This is a genomic window from Agrobacterium sp., assembly GCF_059499945.1.
Window position 1 is genome coordinate 43,085 of record NZ_JCABZP010000016.1, and the last position, 20,815, is coordinate 63,899.

Consider the following 20,815-nt stretch of genomic DNA (forward strand, 5'->3'; position numbering starts at 1 on the left):
CGCAAATGCGCGGCACCACCCGCCATCTTACCCTAGGCAGTCTGATGCTTGCGGATGAAATCCAGCATGCGCGGCACGATTTCCTTGCGGAAACGCGAACCGTTGAAGACGCCATAGTGGCCGACATCCGGCTGCATGTAGTGGGCGCGTTTGTTTTCGGGGAGGTTACTGCAGAGATCATGGGCGGCCTTTGTCTGGCCGACGCCCGAAATATCGTCATTCTCCCCTTCCACAGTGAACAATGCAACATTGCGAATGGCGGCGGGATCGACCGCCCTGCCCCGATGCTGCATCTTTCCTTTCGGGAGCGCATGGTCGATGAAGACCGTTTCCACCGTCTGCAGATAGAACTCCGCCGTCAGATCCATGACAGCAAGATATTCATCGTAAAATTCGCGGTGCTTTTCGGCAGAATCGCCGTCATTCTTGACGAGGTTGAGGTAAAAATCCTTATGCGCTGTCATGTGCTTGTCGAGGTTCATCGACATGAAACCGGAGAGTTGCAGAAAGCCGGGATAGACATTGCGGCCGAAGGCGGGCTGCGGCCACGGCACCTGCATGACGACATTATCGCGGAACCATTCGATTGGCTTCGCCGTGGCGAGACCATTGACGGCTGTGGGATTGATGCGCGTATCGATCGGACCGCCCATCAGCGTCATGGATGCCGGTGCAAATTTATCGCCATCGGCCTCCATAAGCGAAACGGCGGCCAGAACAGGCACGGACGGTTGACAGACGGCGACCACATGCGCCCCCGGACCTATCTCGCGCAGCATCTCGATGACATAACTGATGTAATCGTCGAGATCGAAGGTCCCATCACTCACCGGCACCATGCGGGCATCGACCCAATCGGTAATGTAAATATCGGCCGAAGGCAGCAGCGCCTCCACGGTGCCGCGCAGCAGGGTCGCATAATGGCCGGACATCGGCGCCACCAGCAGCACCTTCGGCTCAGGTTGGCGGGCAGGATCGATCTCTTTTTTGAAATGGACGAGATTGCAGAACGGACGCGACCAGACGGTCTCTTCAGCAACGGTAACGGTCTCTCCATCGACAATAGTCGTGGCAAGGCCGAATTCCGGTTTGACATAACGGCGCGTCAGGCGTTCGAAAACCTCGAAGCCGGCATCGAGGCTTCTTCCGAAGGCCGTGCTGGAAAGCGGGTTCATAGGATTGTTGCAGGCCTGGCGCATCATATCGGCACCGGCGCGCAGCGGCGCCATGGCCGCATGGTTCATTTCATAGAGGTGGTAGAACACTGATGACGCCTCCCTCGCGATCACGCTCTTTTTTTCAACCATAGCAGCTTTTCGCAGGTGCACAAAATCGAAGGCGCCGGCGGTTTCCCGCCAGCGCCTCACTTTCCGTTGAACGCTGTGGCGATCAGATGTCGGCGACGAAGGTCTGCTTCTGGGAACCGAGACCCTCGATACCGAGTTCCACGACATCACCAGCCTTCAGGTAACGCGGCGGCTTCAGGCCCATGCCGACGCCGGGAGGGGTGCCGGTGGAAATGACATCGCCGGGATGCAGCGACATGAACTGGCTGAGATAGGAGACAACGTGGGCAACGCCGTACACCATGGTCTTGCTGGAGCCGTTCTGCATGGTCTGGCCGTTCACCTTCAGCCACATGCCGAGGTTCTGCGGGTCAGTAATTTCCTCTTTCGTCACCAGCCAGGGGCCGATGGGGCCAAAGGTGTCGCAGGACTTGCCCTTGGTCCACTGGCCGGCACGCTCCGTCTGGAAGGCGCGTTCGGAAACATCGTGCGAAACGCAATAGCCGGCAACGTAGTCGAGAGCATCGGCTTCCGAGACATATTTGGCGGTCTTGCCGATAACAACGCCGAGCTCGACTTCCCAGTCGGTCTTTTCAGAACCGCGCGGAATAGTGACGTTGTCATTCGGACCGACGATGGCCGAGGTCGCCTTCATGAAAATGACCGGTTCCGGCGGTACGGTGGCACCTGTTTCGGCGGCATGGTCGGAGAAATTGAGGCCGATGCAGATGAATTTTCCGGTTCCCGCAACGCAGGCGCCGATGCGGTCTTCGTTCAGGACCGGAAGCGTGCTCAGATCGATCGCGGCGATCTTTTTGAGGCCCTCGGGAGAAATGGCGTCGCCGCCGATATCTTTCACATGGGCGGACAGGTCGCGGATTTTTCCTTCCGCATCGAGGATTGCAGGTTTTTCCTGGCCGGGCTGGCCAACACGCATCAATTTCATGGAACTCTCTCCCGGTTGTCAGACAAGGTGATGCATATATGAACGATGCATTCATACTTGTCACCCCTTGACTGCGCCAAGTTTCGAAAAATACCTTTTCCTTCCCGTCAATCAAAAGGACATGGCCCGTGACGAACAGCAATAACAGGCAATCCGAATATCCCGTTGATCCCCTCTTCCTTGATCGCTGGTCTCCGCGCGCCTTCGACGGCAACGCCATGCCGCCACAACATCTGATGACCATTCTGGATGCGGCGCACTGGGCGCCTTCCGCCTCCAACTATCAGCCATGGCGCTTTGTCTATGCGCACAAGGACAGCGAAGACTGGCCGCTTTTCGTGGAACTGCTTGTGGAGGGAAACCAGCGCTGGGCTAAAAACGCCTCTGTGCTGCTCTTCGTCATTTCCCGCGACCATAACATCTCGCGCGACGGTGAGAAAAAACCATCCGCGACCCATTCCTTCGATGCCGGTGCGGCCTGGTTTTCGCTTGCCATGCAGGCGCATCTGCTCGGTTACCACGCCCACGGCATGGCTGGCATCTTGAAAGACCAGATCGTTGAGAGGCTGAATATTCCAGAAGGCTACAATGTGGAGGCCGGGGTTGCCATCGGCACGTTGACCGACAAGTCCGTTCTTCCTGACGATCTGGCGGAACGGGAAGTACCGAGCAAGCGTCTGCCGCTTTCAGACGTGGCTTTTGAAGGACGCTTCACGGGCAAGACCGACTGATTTCAGCTTGTCCGCACAGAACAAAAGGCCCGGCGGTCAATTTCCGCCGGGCCCTTTGTTAAAGTTTCGTTTCACGTGAATCGTTACGCGAAACGCTCCACAAGATTAAATGTCGAGGTTTGCAACGCTCAGCGCATTTTCCTGGATAAAGTCGCGGCGCGGCTCCACTTCGTCACCCATCAGGCGGGCAAACAGGCCGTCGGCATCGGTGGCGTCGTTGACCTTGACCTGCAGAAGCGAGCGAACATTGGCGTCAAGCGTCGTTTCCCACAGCTGCTCGGCATTCATTTCGCCAAGACCCTTGTAGCGCTGCATGGAAAGACCCTTGCGCCCGGCCGCGAAAATCGCGTCCAGCAGCGCGCGCGGACCGGCCAGTTCCATCGTGCCATCCTTGCGTTGCAGGACCGGCGGCGTGACGTAGATATCGCGTGTGCGGGCCGCGAGCTGATCGATATGGCGGGCATCGGCCGAACCGAGCAGGCCCATATCCAGCGTCGAGACTTCCTTGACGCCGCGCACCATGCGCTCGAAGCGCAAACCGCCATCCTGCAGCACGGTGCCGGACCAGCCGCGTTCGGTTTCTTCCGCAATCATGTCGAGACGCCGCGCCACTTCGGCAACGGTTTCTTCGGCGCGGGCGGCATCGGCCGAAAGCTCGGGGTTCAGCGCGCCGGCAATGGCAGCCTGTTCCACGATCGAGCGGCTGTAACGGGAATGCAGCCCGTCGATCAGCGAGCGCATGCGCAACGCATCCAGAATGACTTCACGAAGATCGGCGCCGACGCGCACTTCGCCAGAGCCGAGCGTCAGCGATGCTTCCTCGATACCCATGGAGATCAGGTACTCTTCCAGCGCCTTTTCATCCTTGAGGTACTGCACGGATTTGCCACGCGTGACCTTATAAAGCGGCGGCTGGGCGATATAGAGATGGCCGCGCTCGATCAGTTCCGGCATCTGGCGGAAGAAGAAGGTCAACAGCAGGGTACGGATGTGAGCGCCGTCGACGTCAGCATCCGTCATGATGATGATCTTGTGGTAACGCAGCTTGTCGGCGTTGAACTCGTCCTTGCCGATGGACGTGCCAAGTGCCGTGATCAGCGTACCGATTTCCTGGCTGGACAGCATCTTGTCGAAACGGGCGCGTTCGACATTGAGGATCTTGCCGCGCAGCGGCAGGATCGCCTGCGTTTCGCGCGAGCGGCCCTGCTTGGCCGAACCGCCAGCGGAGTCACCCTCAACGAGGAAAAGTTCGGATTTCGCCGGATCGCGCTCGGAGCAGTCGGCAAGCTTGCCGGGCAGAGAGGCGATATCGAGCGCACCCTTGCGGCGCGTCAGTTCGCGCGCCTTGCGGGCAGCTTCGCGGGCAACCGCCGCTTCCACCACCTTGCCGACGAGGATTCTCGCGTCGGACGGATGTTCTTCCAGCCAGGTGGAGAGCGCTTCGTTGACGAGGCTTTCCACGACCGGACGCACTTCGGACGAAACGAGCTTGTCCTTCGTCTGCGAGGAAAACTTGGGGTCGGGAACCTTGACGGAAAGAATGGCCGTCAGACCTTCGCGGCAGTCCTCACCCTGCAGGCTTACCTTTTCCTTTTTCAGGATGCCGGAAGTTTCGGCATAGGAGGTTACCTGACGGGTCAGCGCCGCGCGGAAACCGGCCATATGGGTGCCGCCGTCGCGTTGGGGAATGTTGTTGGTAAAGCAGAGCACGTTCTCGTGGTAGCTGTCGTTCCACCAGAGCGCGACCTCAACCGTAATGCCGTCCTTTTCGCCCTTGATGGCGACAGGCTTGTCCACCAGCGGCTTCTTGGCACGGTCGAGATAACGGACGAAGGCTTCGAGGCCGCCATCATACAGCAGCTCTTCCTGCTTGATATCAGAATGGCGCTTGTCGGTGAGCAGGATGCGCACGCCGGAATTCAGGAATGCGAGCTCGCGCAGGCGATGCTCCAGCGTTCCATAATCATAGTCCGTCATGGTGAAGGTTTGCGGGCTTGCGAGGAAGGTGACTTCCGTGCCCGAACGGCCTTCATATTCGCCGATGACGGAAAGCGGCGCATCGGCAACGCCATGGGTGAAGCCGATTTCATGCAGCTTGCCATTGCGGCGGATTCTGAGCTTCAGCCAGACCGAGAGCGCATTGACCACCGACACGCCCACGCCATGCAGGCCGCCGGACACCTTGTAGGAATTCTGGTCGAATTTACCGCCAGCATGCAGCTGGGTCATGATGACTTCGGCGGCGGAAACGCCTTCGGAAGAATGGATGTCGGTCGGAATGCCGCGTCCGTTATCCGTCACCGTTACGGAGCCATCGGCGTTCAGCGTCACCGTCACCAGATCGGCATGACCGGCGAGAGCCTCGTCGATGGCGTTGTCGACGACTTCATAGACCATGTGATGCAGGCCGGAACCGTCATCGGTGTCACCGATATACATGCCGGGCCGTTTGCGCACGGCATCAAGGCCCTTGAGAACCTTGATCGAATCGGCTCCATATTCCGCATTCGCGCCGACTTCGCTTGACGATGTTTCGGTCATAAGTACTCTTTCCAAAGTTTTCCTGGCCAGGTTTCCAGTGAGAAGGCCTGAAGCCAGCGAATCACTCAAATCCGACATGCGACTATAGAAATTCTATACCCAATCCCAAAGGCCGCATGCTTCAGGATGCTGAATAAAGCAGGGGATAGAGGGGTTTCAATCGCAAGAACGGCTTTTTTGCAGCAAGGCTGACAGTTCCTCTACCACACTCGGCGGCAGCTTGCGAATATCCCGTGCGAGACGGTTGGCGAAAGCCGTATATTGCGGCGGCAGGCCGATGGTGTCGATCACCACTTTCGGGTCGGACGAGCCGGCCAGAAAGAACAATTCCTCCGCCTCATCCCAGATGATGTTGAAATATCCGGCGATGCGCTGCAGCAGATCGAAGCTCGGCTTTCCACGCTTGCCATGCTCGAGCGCCGAAAGATAAGCCGGCGACACGCCGATGGCGGCGGCCATCTGTTTCTGCGTCACGCCCTTGCGTTCACGAAGCTGCCGCACGGCCTCCGCAAAGGGCGTCATGACTTTTCACCCCGCCGACGCGCCAGCCGCACATAAAGCGCGCCGTCGCCGCCGTGATTGGCGGATGCATCCTCATAGGATGAAATCAGGTGGCGATATTCCGGTTTGGAAAACCACATGGGCACCGCCCTTTTCAACGCGCCATCGCTGCCAATGGAACGCCCCTTGCCCGTTATGACGAGCACATGCCTGAGACCCCGTTCATGCGCGCGCAACAGAAAATCAAGCAGCACCGCATGGGCTTCGCTCTGGAACATGCCGTGCAGATCGATCCGCCCTTCCAGCGGCAGTCGGCCACGCGTGAGCTTGCGCTTGACCGGTTTTTCCATCGGCTGATGAATTTTCGGCTTTTTGTCCGGAGCCGCTGACGGCGGCTCGGCCGGCTCGGCAAGCATGCGGGGGAAGCTGCTCTTGCCGGTCTGGGAAACCTCGGGTTCAACCAAAGGCTCCTCCATGTCCTCGAAAGCCAGCAAGTCTTCCAGTCTGCCGGAGATCGGCCGCGTGGTTTTTGCGACCTTTCCCCACAGAATGCGCTCTTCCTTGCCGAGCTTGCGACTGCTCTTCATCACCGATACCTCTCCGCAGCAACCCGCGGTATCAGTATATAAAACTCGGCCTCATTGCGCACCGTACCGGCAAGCTCTCCTGCTTCGAAACCGGAGCCCGTGAAGATATCGCCACGGGCCGGGCCGACAATGGCTGAACCCGTATCGAGCGCCAGCATCAGCCGCGCGAAAGGTTTTCCACCATCGAGATGGGTAAGCGACGGTGAATGGATGAAGAAGGGAAGCCCGAACGTGTGGATGAGCCTGTCCACCGCAAGCGCCCGCCCCGCAACGAGCGGCACTTTTGCGGCGGCAATCGGCCCCATATCCAGATCTGCGACATCCGCCTCCCGGAAAAAAATGTAGGAGCGGTTATGCCATAACACCCCATCCACCTCGTCGGGATGGTCAGCGAGCCATTTGCGGATCGTCTGCATCGATACGGTTTTCGGATCAAGTTCCCCGCGATCAAGAAGCAGGCGGCCAATCGGCGAAAAAGGATGCCCGGCCTTGGCCGCATAGGTGATGCGCTTTACCGCGCCATCAGGAAAAACCAGACGCGCCGCACCCTGCACATGGACAAAAAACAGGTCCACCTTCGATCTCGCCCAAGCGATCTCAAGGCCCCTGCCCTTCAGATGCCCTTCATCGATCGCCTGGCGGTCGGGAAAATAGGAAATACCGTCCTCGTCCGCCCCGCCGAAAGCATAGGACGGATCGAAGCCAGCGGGCCGATTGGTATCGTCGATATCCACCAGTTCGGGCGGCCGGCGGTAAATCGGATAACGCCAGATGTCGTCGGGTTCAGATGACACTTCCAGTTCGGGTTCGTAAAAAGCGGTTACGAAACCGCTTTTTCCCGGAGCCGAAGAAATCCTGAAAGGCACGCAATTGGTTTCGAAAAACCGGCGCGCCTGTTCCGGACTGTTTGCTAGGTTTTTCTCAGCACTTTCCAGAAGCGAAACAAGTTCCGCCGCCGTGACCCCGAGCGCGCCGGTCCTGTAGGGTTTTGCGTTCCGAAGATGCGACAGGATTGTCGCCATCGCGGGAAAAAGCTTGCCCGGATCGTCTTGCCGCCATCCGGGCAGGTCGCTGAAAGAAACTTCCTCGATCGAAAAGGGCGCGGTCATTGCTCGGATTCGGTAGCGATCAGCTTCCAGTTCGGATCACGCGAGCGGATATCGCGCGAGAAGGTCCAGATATCATCCACCTCCGCAACCGTATCCGGATCGCCATCCACCAGCTTGCCGTCCTTGTCATAGGTCGCCGAAATCAGCTGGCTGATGATCCTCAAGGTGATCTGCACTTCGGAATCGCGCACACCGGCCTGGGTAATATCTGCTTTCTCAATGCCCACGAAGGTGGACTTCACCACCTCGCCACGACCTTCACGCTCCGAAATCGCCGCTTCGAAACCATCGAAAACCTCCTTCGACAGAAGGTTCTTGAGCGTCTTGCGATCCCCATCGGCAAAACCCATGACGATCATTTCATAAGCCATGCGAGCGCCGTTCAGGAATTCCTTGGGACCGAAGGACGGGTCCCTGGTCATCACCTCACGCAGCGATGCATTGAGTGGACTATCGACGGGCGCTAGCGCATCCGCCTCAGCAAAGCGGTTCTCATCCTCTGCTTCGCTGCGTTTCGGCAAGGTCACGACCTTGTTATCATCTGCAACGGGGCCCTTTGCCACATCTCGCGGGCTATAGGGGTCGAATGGCGGCTTCTCATTGCCCGTACGGCGGCCAAGGACGCTGCGCAGCTGAAAGAAGATCAGCACCGCTGCAACGAGAAAAAACAATGTGATAAAGTCGCTAAAGCCCATGTTTTACCAAAACCGCCATTTAAATTCGAAAACCTCACCATCATATAGTCTGCATCTTATCATCATTCAAATGTGCAGATTCAATCATCGGTGTCCCGGGAACCGGCAATCTGCCAGAGATGCACACGCAAGGCTAGAAGATGCGTTTTTCCTTTCTCCCCATCGTCATCCTGATGATGCCCATTCTCGAAATTGCCGGCTTCATTATCGTCGGCAAAGCGATCGGCTTGTGGCTGACATTGGCGCTTGTCCTGTTCACGTCGTTTCTGGGGCTCCTGATCCTACGTCTCGGCGGCATCGGCATGGTGAGAAACCTTCAGGATGCGGGCCGCACCGGCGCGCAGCCGGCGGATGAACTGGTGAATGGCGCTATGCGCGTCGTTGCCGGGATCCTGCTTATCATTCCCGGCTTCATTACCGACATTCTCGGCCTTCTGCTTCTGTCTCCGATCGTACGGCGGTTTTTCTGGAAAGCCTTCGGACCGCGGGTCGTCGTTGCGGGTTCGTTTCGGCAATCCGGCCAGCAATCCGGTCCTCAGCCCGGTGATTTTTCCGGCTTTCGCAACGGTCCGGGACATGCCGGCAATTCGAAGGTGGTGGATCTCGACGAGGAGGAGTTTCACCGCGAGGAGCCAAAGGGTTCCCCATGGTCGCGCAAACCTGATGATCGCGACCTGCCCAAACCCTGATCTCGGGCGGAATGGATCGCGATGACCCGATCACGAAGGGTTGTAAGCCCCGGGTCGAAATGATAGACCGCCTTCCACGAATTCACGCCGTGAGGAAACGTAATGACCGCTGAAAATGGTGCACAGGGCGCAGTAAGTCCTTCCCTCAACATTCTTGCCCAGTACATCAAGGATCTTTCCTTCGAAAATCCGGGTGCTCCTCGTTCGCTTCAGGCCCGTGAGAATGCGCCTTCGATCAACATCAATGTCAACGTCAATGCAAACCCGATCTCCGGCTCGGATTTCGACGTTGTCCTGACGCTGAATGCGGAAGCCAAGGATGGCGACAAGGTCCTGTTTGCGGCCGAGCTAGTTTATGGCGGCGTGTTCCGCATTGCCGGTTTCCCGCAGGAGCATATGCTGCCGGTGCTGTTCATCGAGTGCCCGCGCCTGCTCTTCCCCTTCGCCCGCCAGATCATCGCCGACGTCACCCGCAATGGCGGCTTCCCGCCGCTGATGATCGACCCGATCGATTTCGCGCAGATGTTTGCGCAGCGCGTTGCCGAAGAACAGGCCAAGGCCCAGGTTCAGGCTGTACCGAACTAAGCGGCGCCCAAGGCCCTACATTGCAGATAAAACAAAACCCGGGTTCTTCGCCCGGGTTTTTCTTTGGCCAGAGTTCCATTTCAACGCCTCAGCAGGCGTCAATTCTGGTAGCGGTTCCAAATTGCCTTGTCGCCCATGCCAAGAACGAGCTTGCCATGGGTCGCCACCGTCTCCGCATCCAGTCTTGAGGGCAAAGGGCTCGGCCGTTGCAGCGGCGCAAGCGGCACATCATCCTCGATGACAATGGTTTCCTGCTTGGCGGCGGAACCGAAGCCGAGCGCCGTCTGCCGCCCGCCGATCATTTCAATATAGACTTCGGCCAGCAGTTCGGAGTCGAGAAGTGCGCCGTGCTTGGTACGGTGGGAATTATCGATGCCGTAACGCCGGCAAAGCGCATCCAGCGAATTCGGCCCCATGGGGTGCTTGCGGCGGGCAAGCGAAAGCGTGTCCGTCACCAGATCGGCGGACACCGGTTCGATGCCGAGGCGAGCGAATTCGGCATTGATGAAGCCCATGTCGAATGTGGCATTATGCGCCACCCAGCGCGCACCATCGAAGAAGTCACGAATCTGGTCGACGACCTCGGCGAATTTCGGTTTGTCTTTCAGAAACTCGTCGGTAATGCCGTGAACGGCAAGCGCGTCGGGATGAACCTTGCGATCTTCAGGGCTGATATAGAGATGCAGCGTGCGGCCGGTGGGAAAGTGGTTGATCAGCTCGATACCGCCGATTTCAATCACGCGGTCCAGCTTCGATTCAAGGCCTGTGGTTTCCGTATCGAAAATGATCTCACGCATTCATCTCTCCGCGGCGCGACTCAGCGGCCAGTTTCTGCAATATCTCTCTTACCTGATCCCGTGCTGCTTCGACACCACTTCCGGAATCGACGATAAAATCGGCACGCCGGCGCTTTTCCGCATCGGGCGTCTGTCGGGCGAGGATCATTTCGAATTTCTCTTCCGTCATGCCGGGTCGGGACAAAACCCGCTCTCGCTGAATCTCCGGCGCACAACTTACCACCACGACTTTATCGACGCGACTTTCCGCCCCGGTTTCGAACAGCAGGGGGATATCGAGGAGGGCGAATTGCCGATCGTCTTTCCTTGCCGCCGCCAGAAAGGCTTCCTGCCTCTTGCGTACCAGCGGATGCACGATCTCCTCCAGTCTGCCAAAATTAGCCGGATTCTCCCGCAAGACATCGCCGAGTTTCTGCCTGTCCACCACACCGGAAACGGTGGTACCCGGAAATGCTGCCTCAATCAGCGGAACGGCTTCGCTCCGGTATAGCCCATGCACGACCTCATCCGAATCGAGAACCGGAACCCCTTCCCCCGCAAACAGCTTGGCGGTCGTCGTTTTTCCCATTCCAATCGAGCCGGTGAGACCGATGACGATCATCAATGTTTCTCCATGTCCTCGATGATGAGAGAACGCAGGGTTTCATCCACCTCAGGCATTTTGCCGAACCATCGCATGAAACCGGGTTTTGCCTGATGAAGCAGCATGCCCAATCCGTCGACCGTCGCAATGCCTTGCTCTTCCGCCATCTTCAGGATCGGGGTCTTCAAAGGCACATAGACGATATCGGTCACGACGGCCTGGGCGGCCAGCGGCGAAAAATCAAGATGCGGCGCTTCCGTTCCATCCATGCCGAGCGATGTCGTGTTCACGAAAAGCCCAGCGCCCTGCATAACCTCATGAAGCGCTGCCTGGGGATGGGAAAAGACCCGCGGTCCAAAACGGTCGGCCAGTTCACGCGCACGTTCGACGGTACGATTGAGGACGTGGATTTCGGCAATACCGCGATCACGCAGGGACTGAATGACTGCCCGGCTTGCGCCGCCGGCACCCAAAACCACGGCCCGCTCGGCCTTGTCCCAGCCCGGATGACGTTCATCGAGATTGGCGACGAAACCGTAACTATCCGTATTGGTGGCGCGAAGACTGCCCTCCTCCATCCAGACAGTGTTGGCGGCACCGAGTTCTTCCGCCAGAGCATCGGGTTTATCTGCCAGCCGATAGGCCGCTTCCTTATGGGGAATAGTGACATTGCCGCCGACGGGTGTGCCCGGCTTGCCTTCCTTCAGCACTGCAATGAAATTCGTGAAATCATCAGGAGAGACTTCAACGGCCTTATACGAACCGGCAATCCCGAATTTCTTCAACCAGTAAGAATGGATAATAGGCGACCGCGAATGCTTGATCGGGTAACCGACAACGAAGGCATTTATGGTTAATGTTTCACGTGAATCAGCCATCGATGACATCCATGTCGCGCAGTTTCGATAAAAGCGGCAGAAGCGGCAGACCTAGAATGGTGAAATAATCGCCCTCGATTGAGGTGAATAGCTGGATTCCCTCTCCCTCAAGCTGGTAAGCGCCGACACTGCTCAAGGCCTTTTCGCCCACCCGTTTCAGGTGACGGGAGACAAATTCTGCACTTAATGTTCGAACGCCTAGCTCGGCGCTGGAAACGGTCTGCCACACCACCTCTCCATGCCGGACGAGAACGGCAGCGCTGTTCAGACGATGGACCTTGCCGGACAATGAGAGCAGATGCGCTTCGGCCTCCACTATCGTTTTTGGCTTGTGATAGACACGGGCACCAAGCGCCATGGTCTGGTCGCAGCCAAGAACCAGTGCTTCCGGATGGAGCGCGCCGACCGCAAGAGCCTTGGCCCTGGCAAGTTCCAGTGCGACCTCTTCCGGGCTGGCGCCGTCTCGTTCCAGCTGCTCATCGAGCGCACGCTCATCAATATCCGCCGGGATTGCCGAAAATGTCAGCCCCGCATTGCGCATCAGCATCTGGCGGGATGCGCTGGACGAGGCGAGGATCAACTCTTGTTTCATCGACTGTCTGCTCCGAATGGTGCGATCCGGATTATCGCGTCCTCGAGCGGAGGGCAAGGATGGCTGCGGCCGTTTCCTCGATGGAGCGGCGTGTGACATCAATCAGTGGCCAATTATTGCGGGCGCAGAGCGAGCGCGCATATTTCAGCTCTTCCATGATGGTGGCGCGATCCGTGTAACGCCCGCTGTCAAATCCGCCCGTCGTGCCCAGCTCCCGGTTTTCACGCACCTGCGATATGCGATCCGATGTCGCGACCAGACCCACAATCAGCGGCCGGGTGGCGGCATAGAGGCTTTCGGGCAAAGGCACATTGGGAACAACCGGAATATTGGCAGTCTTTATTCCCCTGTTGGCGAGATAGATGCTGGTTGGTGTTTTTGATGTGCGGCTGATGCCGATGATAACAATATCAGCCTCGTCATAGGTTTCCGGCATTTGCCCATCATCATGATCCATGGCGAAATTGAGCGCCTCGATCCGGGCAAAATAATCCGCATTCAACGCGTGCTGCGCGCCCACCCGCCGTCGGGACGGCGCACCGAGATAAGTCTGGAAAATACCAATGATCGGTTCGAGGACATTGACGCAGGGCACCCCGATCGCATGGCACCGCAGATCCAGGAACTCGGCCAGCTGCTGATCGACGATGGTATAGAGGACGATACCCGGCTCCTTGTCGATGAGGTCGACCACCTGCGCGAGCTGTTTCTGGTTTCGGATCATCGGATAGACATGTTCCACCGGCATTGAGGCGTGGAACTGGGCCGAGACGGCACGACCGGCCGACATCAGAGTCTCGCCGGTTGAGTCCGAAATCAGGTGCAGATGGAAGAAGCTTTTTTTGTTCTCCACGCTGTTTTTCTCCCGCTGTTGATAAACCGGGACAAATCCCCGAATTGCCCTGCGGGTCGAACCGCGCCGTGAATAAAGTGGTGTTTTTCCACAATCCGCAAGTGGCTTCAATCATCGCCGGCGCGCCTGTGAATTATTTGAAGAATGTGGAGTTGTTCAAAAATTCTCCCCAGATTATCCACAGATATGCGGTTTTCTGGTTCGGCGGTAACTAAATGAAATAATTTAGTAAATTGTCGTTTTCCGAATTATCTACGAGTAAGCACATCGACAATATCCTCAGGTACCTGATGGGCCTTGCAACTGCGGCATTTCGACTGGAATGATTTTAATCCTTGCTACTCACAGACTCTAAGAAATAGAAAATCTTTTAAATCTCTTTGATTTTATTTTTTAGAAGCTAGGTGCCATGAGCGAACGCAAGGTTATGACGGTGTTGAACGGGCAGACGGTCGCGCCGCCGCCCATTTGGCTGATGCGACAGGCTGGGCGCTATCTTCCCGAGTATCGGGAAACGCGGAAGAGTGCCGGAAGTTTCCTCGATCTCTGTTATAACCCCGAGCTGGCAACGGAGGTCACTCTCCAGCCCATTCGCCGGTTCGGGCTGGATGCCGCAATTCTCTTTTCCGATATTCTGGTGATACCCGACGCGCTTCACCGCAACGTCTCCTTCAGCGAAGGCAAGGGTCCTGCCATGGACCCGATCGATGTCAGTGGTATCGAGAAGCTGGATGCCGCAAATGTCATGGCGCATCTTTCGCCCGTTTTCGAAACCGTTTCCCGTTTGCGTAAGACCTTACCGGATGAAACGACGCTTCTTGGCTTTTGCGGCGCGCCTTGGACGGTTGCGACCTACATGATCGCGGGACACGGAACACCGGATCAGGCTCCGGCGCGGCTGTTCGGTTATCAGGAGCCGGCCGCCATGGAAAAGCTGCTGGCTTTTCTTGCCGATGTTTCCGCTGATTATCTGGTGGCGCAGATCGATGCCGGCGCCGATGCGGTGCAGATATTCGATTCCTGGGCCGGTGTGCTCGGTGAGAAGGAATTCGAGGATTATGCGATAAAGCCGGTTGCCCGCATTATCGCATCGGTGCGCGCCCGTCGGCCCTCGGCAAAGATCATCGCTTTCGCCAAAGGGGCCGGTTATCTTCTCAAAGATTATCGTCGCAAGACGGGCGCTGACGCCATCGGGCTCGACTGGTCGGTGCCGCTCGGTTTTGCCAGGGACTTGCAGAAGGAAGGCCCGGTGCAGGGCAATCTGGATCCCATGCTGATGGTAGCGGGCGGCAAGGCCTTGCAGGATGGCATCGACGCTGTTTTGCAGGCGCTGGGACAGGGTCCGCTGATCTTCAATCTAGGCCATGGCATTACCCCGCAGGCTGACCCGGAAAACGTCACCCGGCTGGTGCAGCGCGTGCGCGGCGGTGGAGCCGGGGCATGAGTGATGAAAAACAAACCTCCGCCCGTTCCGGCAATCGCGCGGCTCTGCGCGCCGGCATTGCACTTGGTGTCTTTGCCGCTTTCGTCGCCCTGTTATTTTATGCTGATCCGGCCGATCTCTATCTGTGGGTCAAGGCGCTGCATATCATCGCCGTGATTTCCTGGATGGCGGCGATTTTTTACCTGCCGCGGCTTTTCATCTACCACACCGATGCACCCGTCGGTTCGCAGCAATCCGAAACCTTCAAGGTCATGGAGCAGCGGCTGATCAAGGTCATCATGAACCCGGCGATGATGATTTCCTGGATATTGGGGCTTTATCTCGCATGGTCGGTTTATGGTTTTTCCGGCGGCTGGCTGCATGCAAAAATCGGGCTGGTGGTGCTTTTGACAGCGACACATGTTTATTTCACCCGCAGTGCGAAGCGTTTTGCGCGGGATGAAAATACAAGACCTGCTCGTCACTGGCGGTTGATGAATGAAGTTCCGACCCTGCTGATGATCCTGATTGTCATACTTGTGGTTGTGAAACCCTTCGGTTAAGACGGTGCAACGATAAATTTCGCGGAATTCGTGCTTTCCTCTTGCAGCGGCCGTGTTCAATCGCTATTTTCGGACCACTCATCTTCGTGGCATGTGAATTATTCAGTCATCTGCGGTGTCTTCCTCAGCATCTGATTCGCGAACACGCCCTCCCCCAAATTACATTATTAAACGGTCTTTCCTTCATGGCTGAAATGAAGCTTCAGGAACTTAAGAGCAAATCGCCTACCGACTTGCTGACTTTTGCTGAATCCCTGGAAGTTGAAAATGCGAGCACCATGCGCAAGCAGGAGCTTATGTTCGCAATCCTCAAGGTTCTCGCGAGCCAGGACATCGAAATAATCGGCGAAGGCGTCGTTGAAGTCCTGCAGGACGGGTTCGGATTCCTGCGGTCCGCAAACGCAAACTATCTGCCCGGTCCGGACGATATCTATATTTCGCCCTCGCAGATCCGCCGGTTCTCGCTGAAGACCGGTGATACCGTTGAAGGCCCGATCCGCGGCCCCAAGGAAGGCGAGCGTTATTTCGCACTTCTCAAGGTCAACACGATCAATTTCGACGATCCTGAAAAGATCCGCCACAAGGTTCACTTCGACAATCTGACGCCGCTCTACCCGAATGAGCGCTTCAAGATGGAACTGGATGTTCCGACCTCGAAGGACCTGTCGTCGCGTGTGATTGATCTTGTCGCGCCGCTCGGCAAGGGCCAGCGCGGTTTGATCGTGGCGCCGCCGCGCACCGGTAAGACGGTTCTGCTGCAGAACATCGCCCATTCCATCACGGCAAACCATCCGGAATGCTATCTGATCGTTCTCCTGATCGATGAGCGTCCGGAAGAAGTGACCGACATGCAGCGTTCGGTGAAGGGCGAGGTTGTTTCCTCTACCTTCGACGAGCCGGCAGTCCGTCACGTGCAGGTCGCTGAAATGGTCATCGAAAAGGCGAAGCGCCTGGTCGAACACGGCCGCGACGTTGTCATCCTGCTCGATTCCATCACCCGTCTTGGCCGCGCCTACAACACGGTTGTTCCCTCCTCCGGCAAGGTCCTGACTGGTGGTGTGGATGCCAATGCCCTGCAGCGCCCGAAGCGTTTCTTCGGCGCTGCTCGTAATATCGAGGAAGGCGGTTCGCTGACGATTATCGCCACGGCGCTGATCGATACCGGCAGCCGTATGGACGAAGTCATCTTCGAAGAGTTCAAGGGTACCGGCAACTCGGAAATCGTGCTTGACCGCAAGGTTGCCGACAAGCGTATCTTCCCGGCTCTGGATATTCTCAAATCCGGTACGCGTAAGGAAGACCTGCTGGTGCCGCGCCAGGATCTGCAGAAGATTTTCGTTCTTCGCCGCATTCTCGCGCCGATGGGAACGATGGACGCCATCGAATTCCTGATCGACAAGCTGAAGCAGACAAAGAACAATTCGGATTTCTTTGAATCGATGAATACCTGATCCGAACTTTTAGCCGGATTCATCATAAGATTTGTAAAGCCGTATCCGTTCACTCGGATGCGGCTTGACTGTTTTAGACCGAGGTAAATGATGCCAGCTTCCGCCGATACGATCTATGCGCTTTCCAGCGGTGCCTTGCCTGCTGGCGTCGCTGTTCTCAGGATCAGCGGGTCAGGGGCTTTTGATGCCTTGAAGATGCTGACGGGTCGGGACCTTCCATCACCAAGAAAGACCACACTCTGCTCGATTCGGAATCGAAACAATGAGGTGATCGACCAAGCGCTGGTAATTGCTTTTCCAGCGCCAAATTCTTTCACCGGTGAGGATTGCGTCGAAATTCATAGCCACGGCAGTCGCGCGGTTATCGCTTCGATTTTTACCGAACTCGAAAACCTCAGTGGATTTCGACCCGCTGATGCTGGCGAATTTTCCCGTAGAGCCTTCGAGAACGGGAAGATGGACCTCCTTGAGGTCGAAGGTCTGGCAGATCTGTTGCAAGCCGAAACGGAAATGCAGCGACGGCTGGCGGTGGAACAGAGCACCGGCAAATTATCGGCACTCTATGATGGCTGGGCCAGTCGCCTGACGCGGGCTCGCGCCCTTATAGAAGCGGAACTGGACTTTGCAGACGAAGAGGATGTTCCGGATTCGGTGGCTGCACAGGTCTGGGACGCAGTGGCGCAGTTGCGCGGGGAAATCCGTGATCATCTCCAGGGAGGCGGAAGTGGCGAAATCATTCGTGACGGGTTCAAGGTTGCGCTCGTTGGCGAACCGAACGCGGGCAAATCCACCCTCTTGAATGCCCTCAGCGGCCGAGATGTTGCGATCGTCACCGACATTGCCGGCACGACGAGAGATGTCTTGAGTGTCGACATCAATCTGGAAGGTTATCTGGTCCGGATCTTCGATACGGCAGGAATACGGGAAACACAGGATGTCGTGGAACTGGAAGGTGTTCGGCGTGCGGTTCTGACAGCTGAAACGGCAGATATTATTCTACTGCTGCAAGATAATGATTCGCCCCCGAAACAACCTCTCGAATCATTCAAAAATCGGAGCTATCTCCGGGTTAGAACAAAAGCTGCACTTCATCCCACTACATTGGACGATCAATTTGATTTGTCTATCTCAGCCAAAGAGGGAATAGGCCTGAACGAATTGCGTTCGGTGCTCAAGCAGGAGATAGAAAAACGCGTCGGCGCCGGCCAGACTTTGTTTCCCGCCCGTGCCCGTCATAAAAAACGACTTGAAGAGACGCTGAACTATGTTAGTGATGCGCTCGATTCCGCGACCCCAGATCTTGCTATAAGGTCGGAATATTTGAGGCTCGCCGCCACATCGCTCGGACGGATCACCGGCCGTGTTGATGTGGAAGATTTGCTGGGCGTGATCTTCTCGGAATTCTGCATAGGAAAATGATTCACGTGAAACATCGGCGGCTGAGACCGTGATGTTGACGCTGACGGAACAGGGCGCAAGGATATGCACCAGTCATTCGATGTCATTGTTATTGGTGGTGGTCACGCGGGTAGCGAAGCCGCTGCCGCGGCTGCAAGGCACGGCGCAAAGACCGCCCTTGTGACCCACAAGCGCGAGACGATTGGCGTCATGTCCTGCAACCCCGCTATCGGCGGTCTCGGCAAGGGGCATCTCGTTCGTGAGATCGATGCGCTGGATGGTTTGATGGGCCGCGTTGCCGATGCGGCGGGTATTCAGTTCCGCATGCTCAATCGCAAGAAGGGCCCCGCTGTTCGCGGGCCGCGCACACAGGCCGATCGACGGCTTTATCGCGAGGCGATGCAGCGTGAAATCGATGCGATTGAAAACCTGACGATTATTGAGGGCGATGCTTTCGATATTGAAATGGACGATGATCGGGTCGCGGCGGTTATCATGAAAAACGGTAGCCGGATTCCTTGCGGCGCCGTCGTGCTGACGAGCGGCACCTTCCTGCGTGGTCTCATTCATATCGGTTCCGAAAAGATTCCGGCGGGGCGCGTAGGAGAAATGCCGTCTCTAGGTCTCTCGGACACGCTCTCACGGCTCGGTCTTGTTATGGGTCGTCTGAAAACAGGGACCCCTGCCCGACTGGACGGACGTACGATTGACTGGAATGCGGTGGATCGCCAGGCGGCTGATGAGGATCCCGTACCGTTTTCCTTCATGACGGATCATATTGTTAATCCCCAGATCGAGTGTGGCGTCACTCGCACCACGCCTGCTGGTCACAGGATTATCAAGGACAATATTCATCTATCGGCAATGTACTCCGGTCAGATCGAAGGGGTTGGTCCGCGTTATTGCCCGTCAATCGAAGACAAGATAACCCGTTTCGGCGAGCGGGACGGCCACCAGATATTTCTTGAGCCGGAAGGCCTTGATGATCACACCATCTATCCGAACGGCATATCGACTTCCCTGCCCGCTTCTGTGCAGGAGCAATTTATCAGGACGATACCCGGGCTTGAACAGGTTACAATTCTCCAGCCTGGCTATGCGATCGAATATGATTATGTCGATCCGCGCGAGCTGAAGCCGTCTCTGGAATGCCGCAAGATTCCGGGGCTGTTTCTTGCCGGCCAGATCAACGGCACGACCGGTTATGAAGAAGCGGGTGCCCAGGGTCTCGTGGCCGGTCTGAACGCTTCGCTTTATGCGGGCGATGCTGATCCAGTCTATTTCAGCCGCACCGAGTCCTATATCGGTGTCATGATCGATGACCTGACGTCAAAGGGTGTCAGTGAACCCTACCGGATGTTTACATCAAGAGCGGAGTATCGCCTCTCGCTGCGCGTGGATAATGCGGATCTGCGACTTACACCGGTCGGCCAGATGGCGGGCATTGTCGGTCGTGAGCGGCAGGAACGCTTTGCAAAGTTCATTTCCGATCTGGATCGTGGTCGTGAGTTGATGAAGGCAATCTCCATCAGTCCGTCCCAGGCGGCAAAACAGGGATTGAAACTCAATCAGGACGGCCAGCGCCGTTCCGTTTATGAATTACTCGCCTATCCTGATATGACGTTGGAGACCCTCGCTGGACATTGGCCTGAATTGGGCGCGCTTGACAGGAAAGTCGCCGAAGTCTTGCAGATCGAAGCGAGCTATGCGGTCTATATGCAGAGGCAGAGCGCTGATATCGTTGATATCAAACGGGATGAAGACAGGAAAATTCCCGACGATTTCGACTTTAAGGACCTCTCCGGCCTCTCCAATGAGCTTAAACAAAAGCTGGAAAAAGCCCGTCCCGAAAATATTGCGCAGGCCGCCCGTGTTGACGGCATGACACCGGCTGCGATATCGCTGCTGCTCGCGCTTCTGCGGAAGGACTCCGCAACGCGAAATGAAAAATTGCGCATGCACCAATAGCGAGTCGGATTATGAAGATAAACGGCCAGAGTGTTTCACGTGAAACACAGGAAAGGCTCGAACATTTTGTCGAGCTTTTTAAGAAGTGGAACAGAACCACAAATCTGGTCGCGCCCTCCACTCTCACTGAGCTTTGGAGCCGGCATGTCGCCGACAGCGCGCAGATATTTCAGCTCTCCCCTCGGCCGAAAAACTGGATCGATCTTGGAAGCGGGGGCGGATTCCCTGGTGTCGTCACTGCAATTTTTCTGGCTGAGCTTGGCGATGGCTGGGTCGATCTCGTTGAAAGCAACAATAAAAAAGCGGCATTCCTGCGAATTGCACTGAAGGAAACCGGTGCAAGAGGTGCAGTACATCCTGTCAGAATCGAGACGGCACCTGAAGTCATCAAGAATTGCGACGTCGTTTCAGCACGCGCGCTCGCCGAACTGGACCTGCTTTTCGATTATATTCACCCCTGGGCGCAGAAAAATCCAAATCTGAAGGCCTATTTTAATAAAGGCCGGGATTATGATTCCGAAGTGCAGAAAGCACATGGTCGCTGGGAGTTTGATCTGGTAAAACATCAGAGTGCCATTGAGGCAGATTCTGTTGTTCTTGAAATCAGCAACCTCGTTTTGAGGCGCTGACGAACTGGCC

The 20,815-nt window shown here is 56.7% G+C and carries 21 protein-coding genes; 9 read left to right on the forward strand and 12 right to left on the reverse strand.

Annotated elements, in window-relative coordinates:
• Positions 1 to 32 precede the first annotated feature (32 nt).
• Both AC5I5B_RS19570 and AC5I5B_RS19575 read right to left on the reverse strand, forming a co-directional pair.
• The gene (locus tag AC5I5B_RS19570; protein WP_336510234.1) at positions 33 to 1,265 is read right to left on the reverse strand and encodes a polyhydroxyalkanoate depolymerase; all 1,233 of its coding nucleotides are present in this window, start codon (positions 1,263 to 1,265) and stop codon (positions 33 to 35) included.
• 124 nt (positions 1,266 to 1,389) lie between these two features.
• Positions 1,390 to 2,232, reverse strand: a complete 843-nt coding sequence (locus tag AC5I5B_RS19575) for a fumarylacetoacetate hydrolase family protein (RefSeq protein WP_060725290.1) — start codon at positions 2,230 to 2,232, stop codon at positions 1,390 to 1,392.
• 128 nt (positions 2,233 to 2,360) lie between these two features.
• Here AC5I5B_RS19575 and AC5I5B_RS19580 point away from each other — a divergent pair, with 128 nt between their 5' ends.
• Positions 2,361 to 2,963, forward strand: a complete 603-nt coding sequence (locus tag AC5I5B_RS19580; RefSeq protein ID WP_060725291.1) for a nitroreductase family protein — start codon at positions 2,361 to 2,363, stop codon at positions 2,961 to 2,963.
• 105 nt (positions 2,964 to 3,068) lie between these two features.
• Here AC5I5B_RS19580 and gyrB read toward each other — a convergent pair whose 3' ends face one another.
• The 5 genes from gyrB to AC5I5B_RS19605 all read right to left on the reverse strand — a co-directional run bounded on the left by gyrB (position 3,069) and on the right by AC5I5B_RS19605 (position 8,396).
• On the reverse strand, positions 3,069 to 5,504 hold the full coding sequence (gene gyrB / locus AC5I5B_RS19585; RefSeq protein ID WP_003505346.1) for a DNA topoisomerase (ATP-hydrolyzing) subunit B: 2,436 nt from the start codon (positions 5,502 to 5,504) through the stop codon (positions 3,069 to 3,071).
• Positions 5,505 to 5,660: 156 nt separating this feature from the next.
• The gene (locus tag AC5I5B_RS19590) at positions 5,661 to 6,026 is read right to left on the reverse strand and encodes a helix-turn-helix domain-containing protein (RefSeq protein ID WP_060725292.1); all 366 of its coding nucleotides are present in this window, start codon (positions 6,024 to 6,026) and stop codon (positions 5,661 to 5,663) included.
• On the reverse strand, positions 6,023 to 6,592 hold the full coding sequence (locus AC5I5B_RS19595; protein WP_003505344.1) for a Smr/MutS family protein: 570 nt from the start codon (positions 6,590 to 6,592) through the stop codon (positions 6,023 to 6,025). The genes AC5I5B_RS19590 and AC5I5B_RS19595 overlap by 4 nt, the downstream gene beginning before the upstream one ends.
• Complete coding sequence (gene mltA / locus AC5I5B_RS19600) at positions 6,592 to 7,701, reverse strand: murein transglycosylase A (RefSeq protein ID WP_111792795.1); 1,110 nt, start codon at positions 7,699 to 7,701, stop codon at positions 6,592 to 6,594. Before mltA ends, AC5I5B_RS19595 begins: the two co-directional genes overlap by 1 nt.
• The gene (locus AC5I5B_RS19605; protein ID WP_003505341.1) at positions 7,698 to 8,396 is read right to left on the reverse strand and encodes a Tim44/TimA family putative adaptor protein; all 699 of its coding nucleotides are present in this window, start codon (positions 8,394 to 8,396) and stop codon (positions 7,698 to 7,700) included. Before AC5I5B_RS19605 ends, mltA begins: the two co-directional genes overlap by 4 nt.
• A 140-nt stretch (positions 8,397 to 8,536) precedes the next feature.
• Between AC5I5B_RS19605 and AC5I5B_RS19610 the strand changes: the two genes are divergently transcribed.
• Positions 8,537 to 9,085 (forward strand): FxsA family protein, encoded by a 549-nt coding sequence (locus AC5I5B_RS19610; protein WP_003505340.1) that lies wholly within the window; start codon positions 8,537 to 8,539, stop codon positions 9,083 to 9,085.
• A gap of 102 nt (positions 9,086 to 9,187) precedes the next feature.
• Positions 9,188 to 9,670: a protein-export chaperone SecB gene (gene secB / locus AC5I5B_RS19615; protein WP_004444254.1), complete on the forward strand. Its 483-nt coding sequence runs from the start codon at positions 9,188 to 9,190 to the stop codon at positions 9,668 to 9,670.
• 98 nt (positions 9,671 to 9,768) lie between these two features.
• Here the strand turns inward: secB and dnaQ are convergent, their stop codons facing one another.
• From dnaQ to AC5I5B_RS19640, 5 genes are read right to left on the reverse strand one after another with little or no spacing between them, the layout of a single operon-like run.
• Positions 9,769 to 10,467, reverse strand: coding sequence for a DNA polymerase III subunit epsilon (gene dnaQ, locus AC5I5B_RS19620; protein ID WP_099085783.1), 699 nt, complete (start codon positions 10,465 to 10,467; stop codon positions 9,769 to 9,771).
• Positions 10,460 to 11,068 (reverse strand): dephospho-CoA kinase, encoded by a 609-nt coding sequence (gene coaE, locus AC5I5B_RS19625; RefSeq protein ID WP_060725295.1) that lies wholly within the window; start codon positions 11,066 to 11,068, stop codon positions 10,460 to 10,462. Before coaE ends, dnaQ begins: the two co-directional genes overlap by 8 nt.
• Entirely contained in the window at positions 11,068 to 11,928 is an 861-nt protein-coding gene (locus AC5I5B_RS19630; RefSeq protein WP_495752783.1) for a shikimate dehydrogenase, read from the reverse strand. The genes coaE and AC5I5B_RS19630 overlap by 1 nt, the downstream gene beginning before the upstream one ends.
• Complete coding sequence (locus AC5I5B_RS19635; RefSeq protein WP_003505332.1) at positions 11,921 to 12,520, reverse strand: Maf-like protein; 600 nt, start codon at positions 12,518 to 12,520, stop codon at positions 11,921 to 11,923. The genes AC5I5B_RS19630 and AC5I5B_RS19635 overlap by 8 nt, the downstream gene beginning before the upstream one ends.
• A 31-nt stretch (positions 12,521 to 12,551) precedes the next feature.
• Complete coding sequence (locus AC5I5B_RS19640) at positions 12,552 to 13,373, reverse strand: pyruvate, water dikinase regulatory protein (RefSeq protein ID WP_111784284.1); 822 nt, start codon at positions 13,371 to 13,373, stop codon at positions 12,552 to 12,554.
• Between the two features lie 409 nt (positions 13,374 to 13,782).
• Here AC5I5B_RS19640 and hemE point away from each other — a divergent pair, with 409 nt between their 5' ends.
• From hemE to rsmG, 6 genes are all read left to right on the forward strand, one after another.
• Positions 13,783 to 14,817, forward strand: coding sequence for a uroporphyrinogen decarboxylase (hemE, locus tag AC5I5B_RS19645; protein ID WP_031233715.1), 1,035 nt, complete (start codon positions 13,783 to 13,785; stop codon positions 14,815 to 14,817).
• A complete protein-coding gene (gene hemJ / locus AC5I5B_RS19650; protein ID WP_020809711.1) occupies positions 14,814 to 15,359 on the forward strand; it encodes a protoporphyrinogen oxidase HemJ in 546 nt (181 codons plus the stop codon). The genes hemE and hemJ overlap by 4 nt, the downstream gene beginning before the upstream one ends.
• A 185-nt stretch (positions 15,360 to 15,544) precedes the next feature.
• On the forward strand, positions 15,545 to 16,810 hold the full coding sequence (rho, locus tag AC5I5B_RS19655; RefSeq protein WP_004444236.1) for a transcription termination factor Rho: 1,266 nt from the start codon (positions 15,545 to 15,547) through the stop codon (positions 16,808 to 16,810).
• Positions 16,811 to 16,897: 87 nt separating this feature from the next.
• On the forward strand, positions 16,898 to 18,229 hold the full coding sequence (mnmE, locus tag AC5I5B_RS19660; RefSeq protein WP_162694597.1) for a tRNA uridine-5-carboxymethylaminomethyl(34) synthesis GTPase MnmE: 1,332 nt from the start codon (positions 16,898 to 16,900) through the stop codon (positions 18,227 to 18,229).
• Between the two features lie 63 nt (positions 18,230 to 18,292).
• Positions 18,293 to 20,176, forward strand: a complete 1,884-nt coding sequence (gene mnmG / locus AC5I5B_RS19665) for a tRNA uridine-5-carboxymethylaminomethyl(34) synthesis enzyme MnmG (RefSeq protein WP_495752784.1) — start codon at positions 18,293 to 18,295, stop codon at positions 20,174 to 20,176.
• An 11-nt stretch (positions 20,177 to 20,187) separates the two neighbouring features.
• On the forward strand, positions 20,188 to 20,805 hold the full coding sequence (gene rsmG / locus AC5I5B_RS19670) for a 16S rRNA (guanine(527)-N(7))-methyltransferase RsmG (RefSeq protein WP_111834600.1): 618 nt from the start codon (positions 20,188 to 20,190) through the stop codon (positions 20,803 to 20,805).
• Positions 20,806 to 20,815: the final 10 nt, after the last annotated feature.

Coding starts and splice junctions, on each gene's coding strand:
- AC5I5B_RS19575 (WP_060725290.1), bottom strand. CDS start 2,232: ATGAAATTGATGCGTGTTGGCCAGCCCGGCCAGGAAAAACCTGCAATC.
- gyrB (WP_003505346.1), bottom strand. CDS start 5,504: ATGACCGAAACATCGTCAAGCGAAGTCGGCGCGAATGCGGAATATGGA.
- AC5I5B_RS19590 (WP_060725292.1), bottom strand. CDS start 6,026: ATGACGCCCTTTGCGGAGGCCGTGCGGCAGCTTCGTGAACGCAAGGGC.
- AC5I5B_RS19595 (WP_003505344.1), bottom strand. CDS start 6,592: ATGAAGAGCAGTCGCAAGCTCGGCAAGGAAGAGCGCATTCTGTGGGGA.
- mltA (WP_111792795.1), bottom strand. CDS start 7,701: ATGACCGCGCCCTTTTCGATCGAGGAAGTTTCTTTCAGCGACCTGCCC.
- AC5I5B_RS19605 (WP_003505341.1), bottom strand. CDS start 8,396: ATGGGCTTTAGCGACTTTATCACATTGTTTTTTCTCGTTGCAGCGGTG.
- AC5I5B_RS19610 (WP_003505340.1), top strand. CDS start 8,537: ATGCGTTTTTCCTTTCTCCCCATCGTCATCCTGATGATGCCCATTCTC.
- secB (WP_004444254.1), top strand. CDS start 9,188: ATGACCGCTGAAAATGGTGCACAGGGCGCAGTAAGTCCTTCCCTCAAC.
- dnaQ (WP_099085783.1), bottom strand. CDS start 10,467: ATGCGTGAGATCATTTTCGATACGGAAACCACAGGCCTTGAATCGAAG.
- coaE (WP_060725295.1), bottom strand. CDS start 11,068: ATGATCGTCATCGGTCTCACCGGCTCGATTGGAATGGGAAAAACGACG.
- AC5I5B_RS19630 (WP_495752783.1), bottom strand. CDS start 11,928: ATGGCTGATTCACGTGAAACATTAACCATAAATGCCTTCGTTGTCGGT.
- AC5I5B_RS19635 (WP_003505332.1), bottom strand. CDS start 12,520: ATGAAACAAGAGTTGATCCTCGCCTCGTCCAGCGCATCCCGCCAGATG.
- hemE (WP_031233715.1), top strand. CDS start 13,783: ATGAGCGAACGCAAGGTTATGACGGTGTTGAACGGGCAGACGGTCGCG.
- hemJ (WP_020809711.1), top strand. CDS start 14,814: ATGAGTGATGAAAAACAAACCTCCGCCCGTTCCGGCAATCGCGCGGCT.
- rho (WP_004444236.1), top strand. CDS start 15,545: ATGGCTGAAATGAAGCTTCAGGAACTTAAGAGCAAATCGCCTACCGAC.
- mnmE (WP_162694597.1), top strand. CDS start 16,898: ATGATGCCAGCTTCCGCCGATACGATCTATGCGCTTTCCAGCGGTGCC.
- mnmG (WP_495752784.1), top strand. CDS start 18,293: ATGCACCAGTCATTCGATGTCATTGTTATTGGTGGTGGTCACGCGGGT.
- rsmG (WP_111834600.1), top strand. CDS start 20,188: ATGAAGATAAACGGCCAGAGTGTTTCACGTGAAACACAGGAAAGGCTC.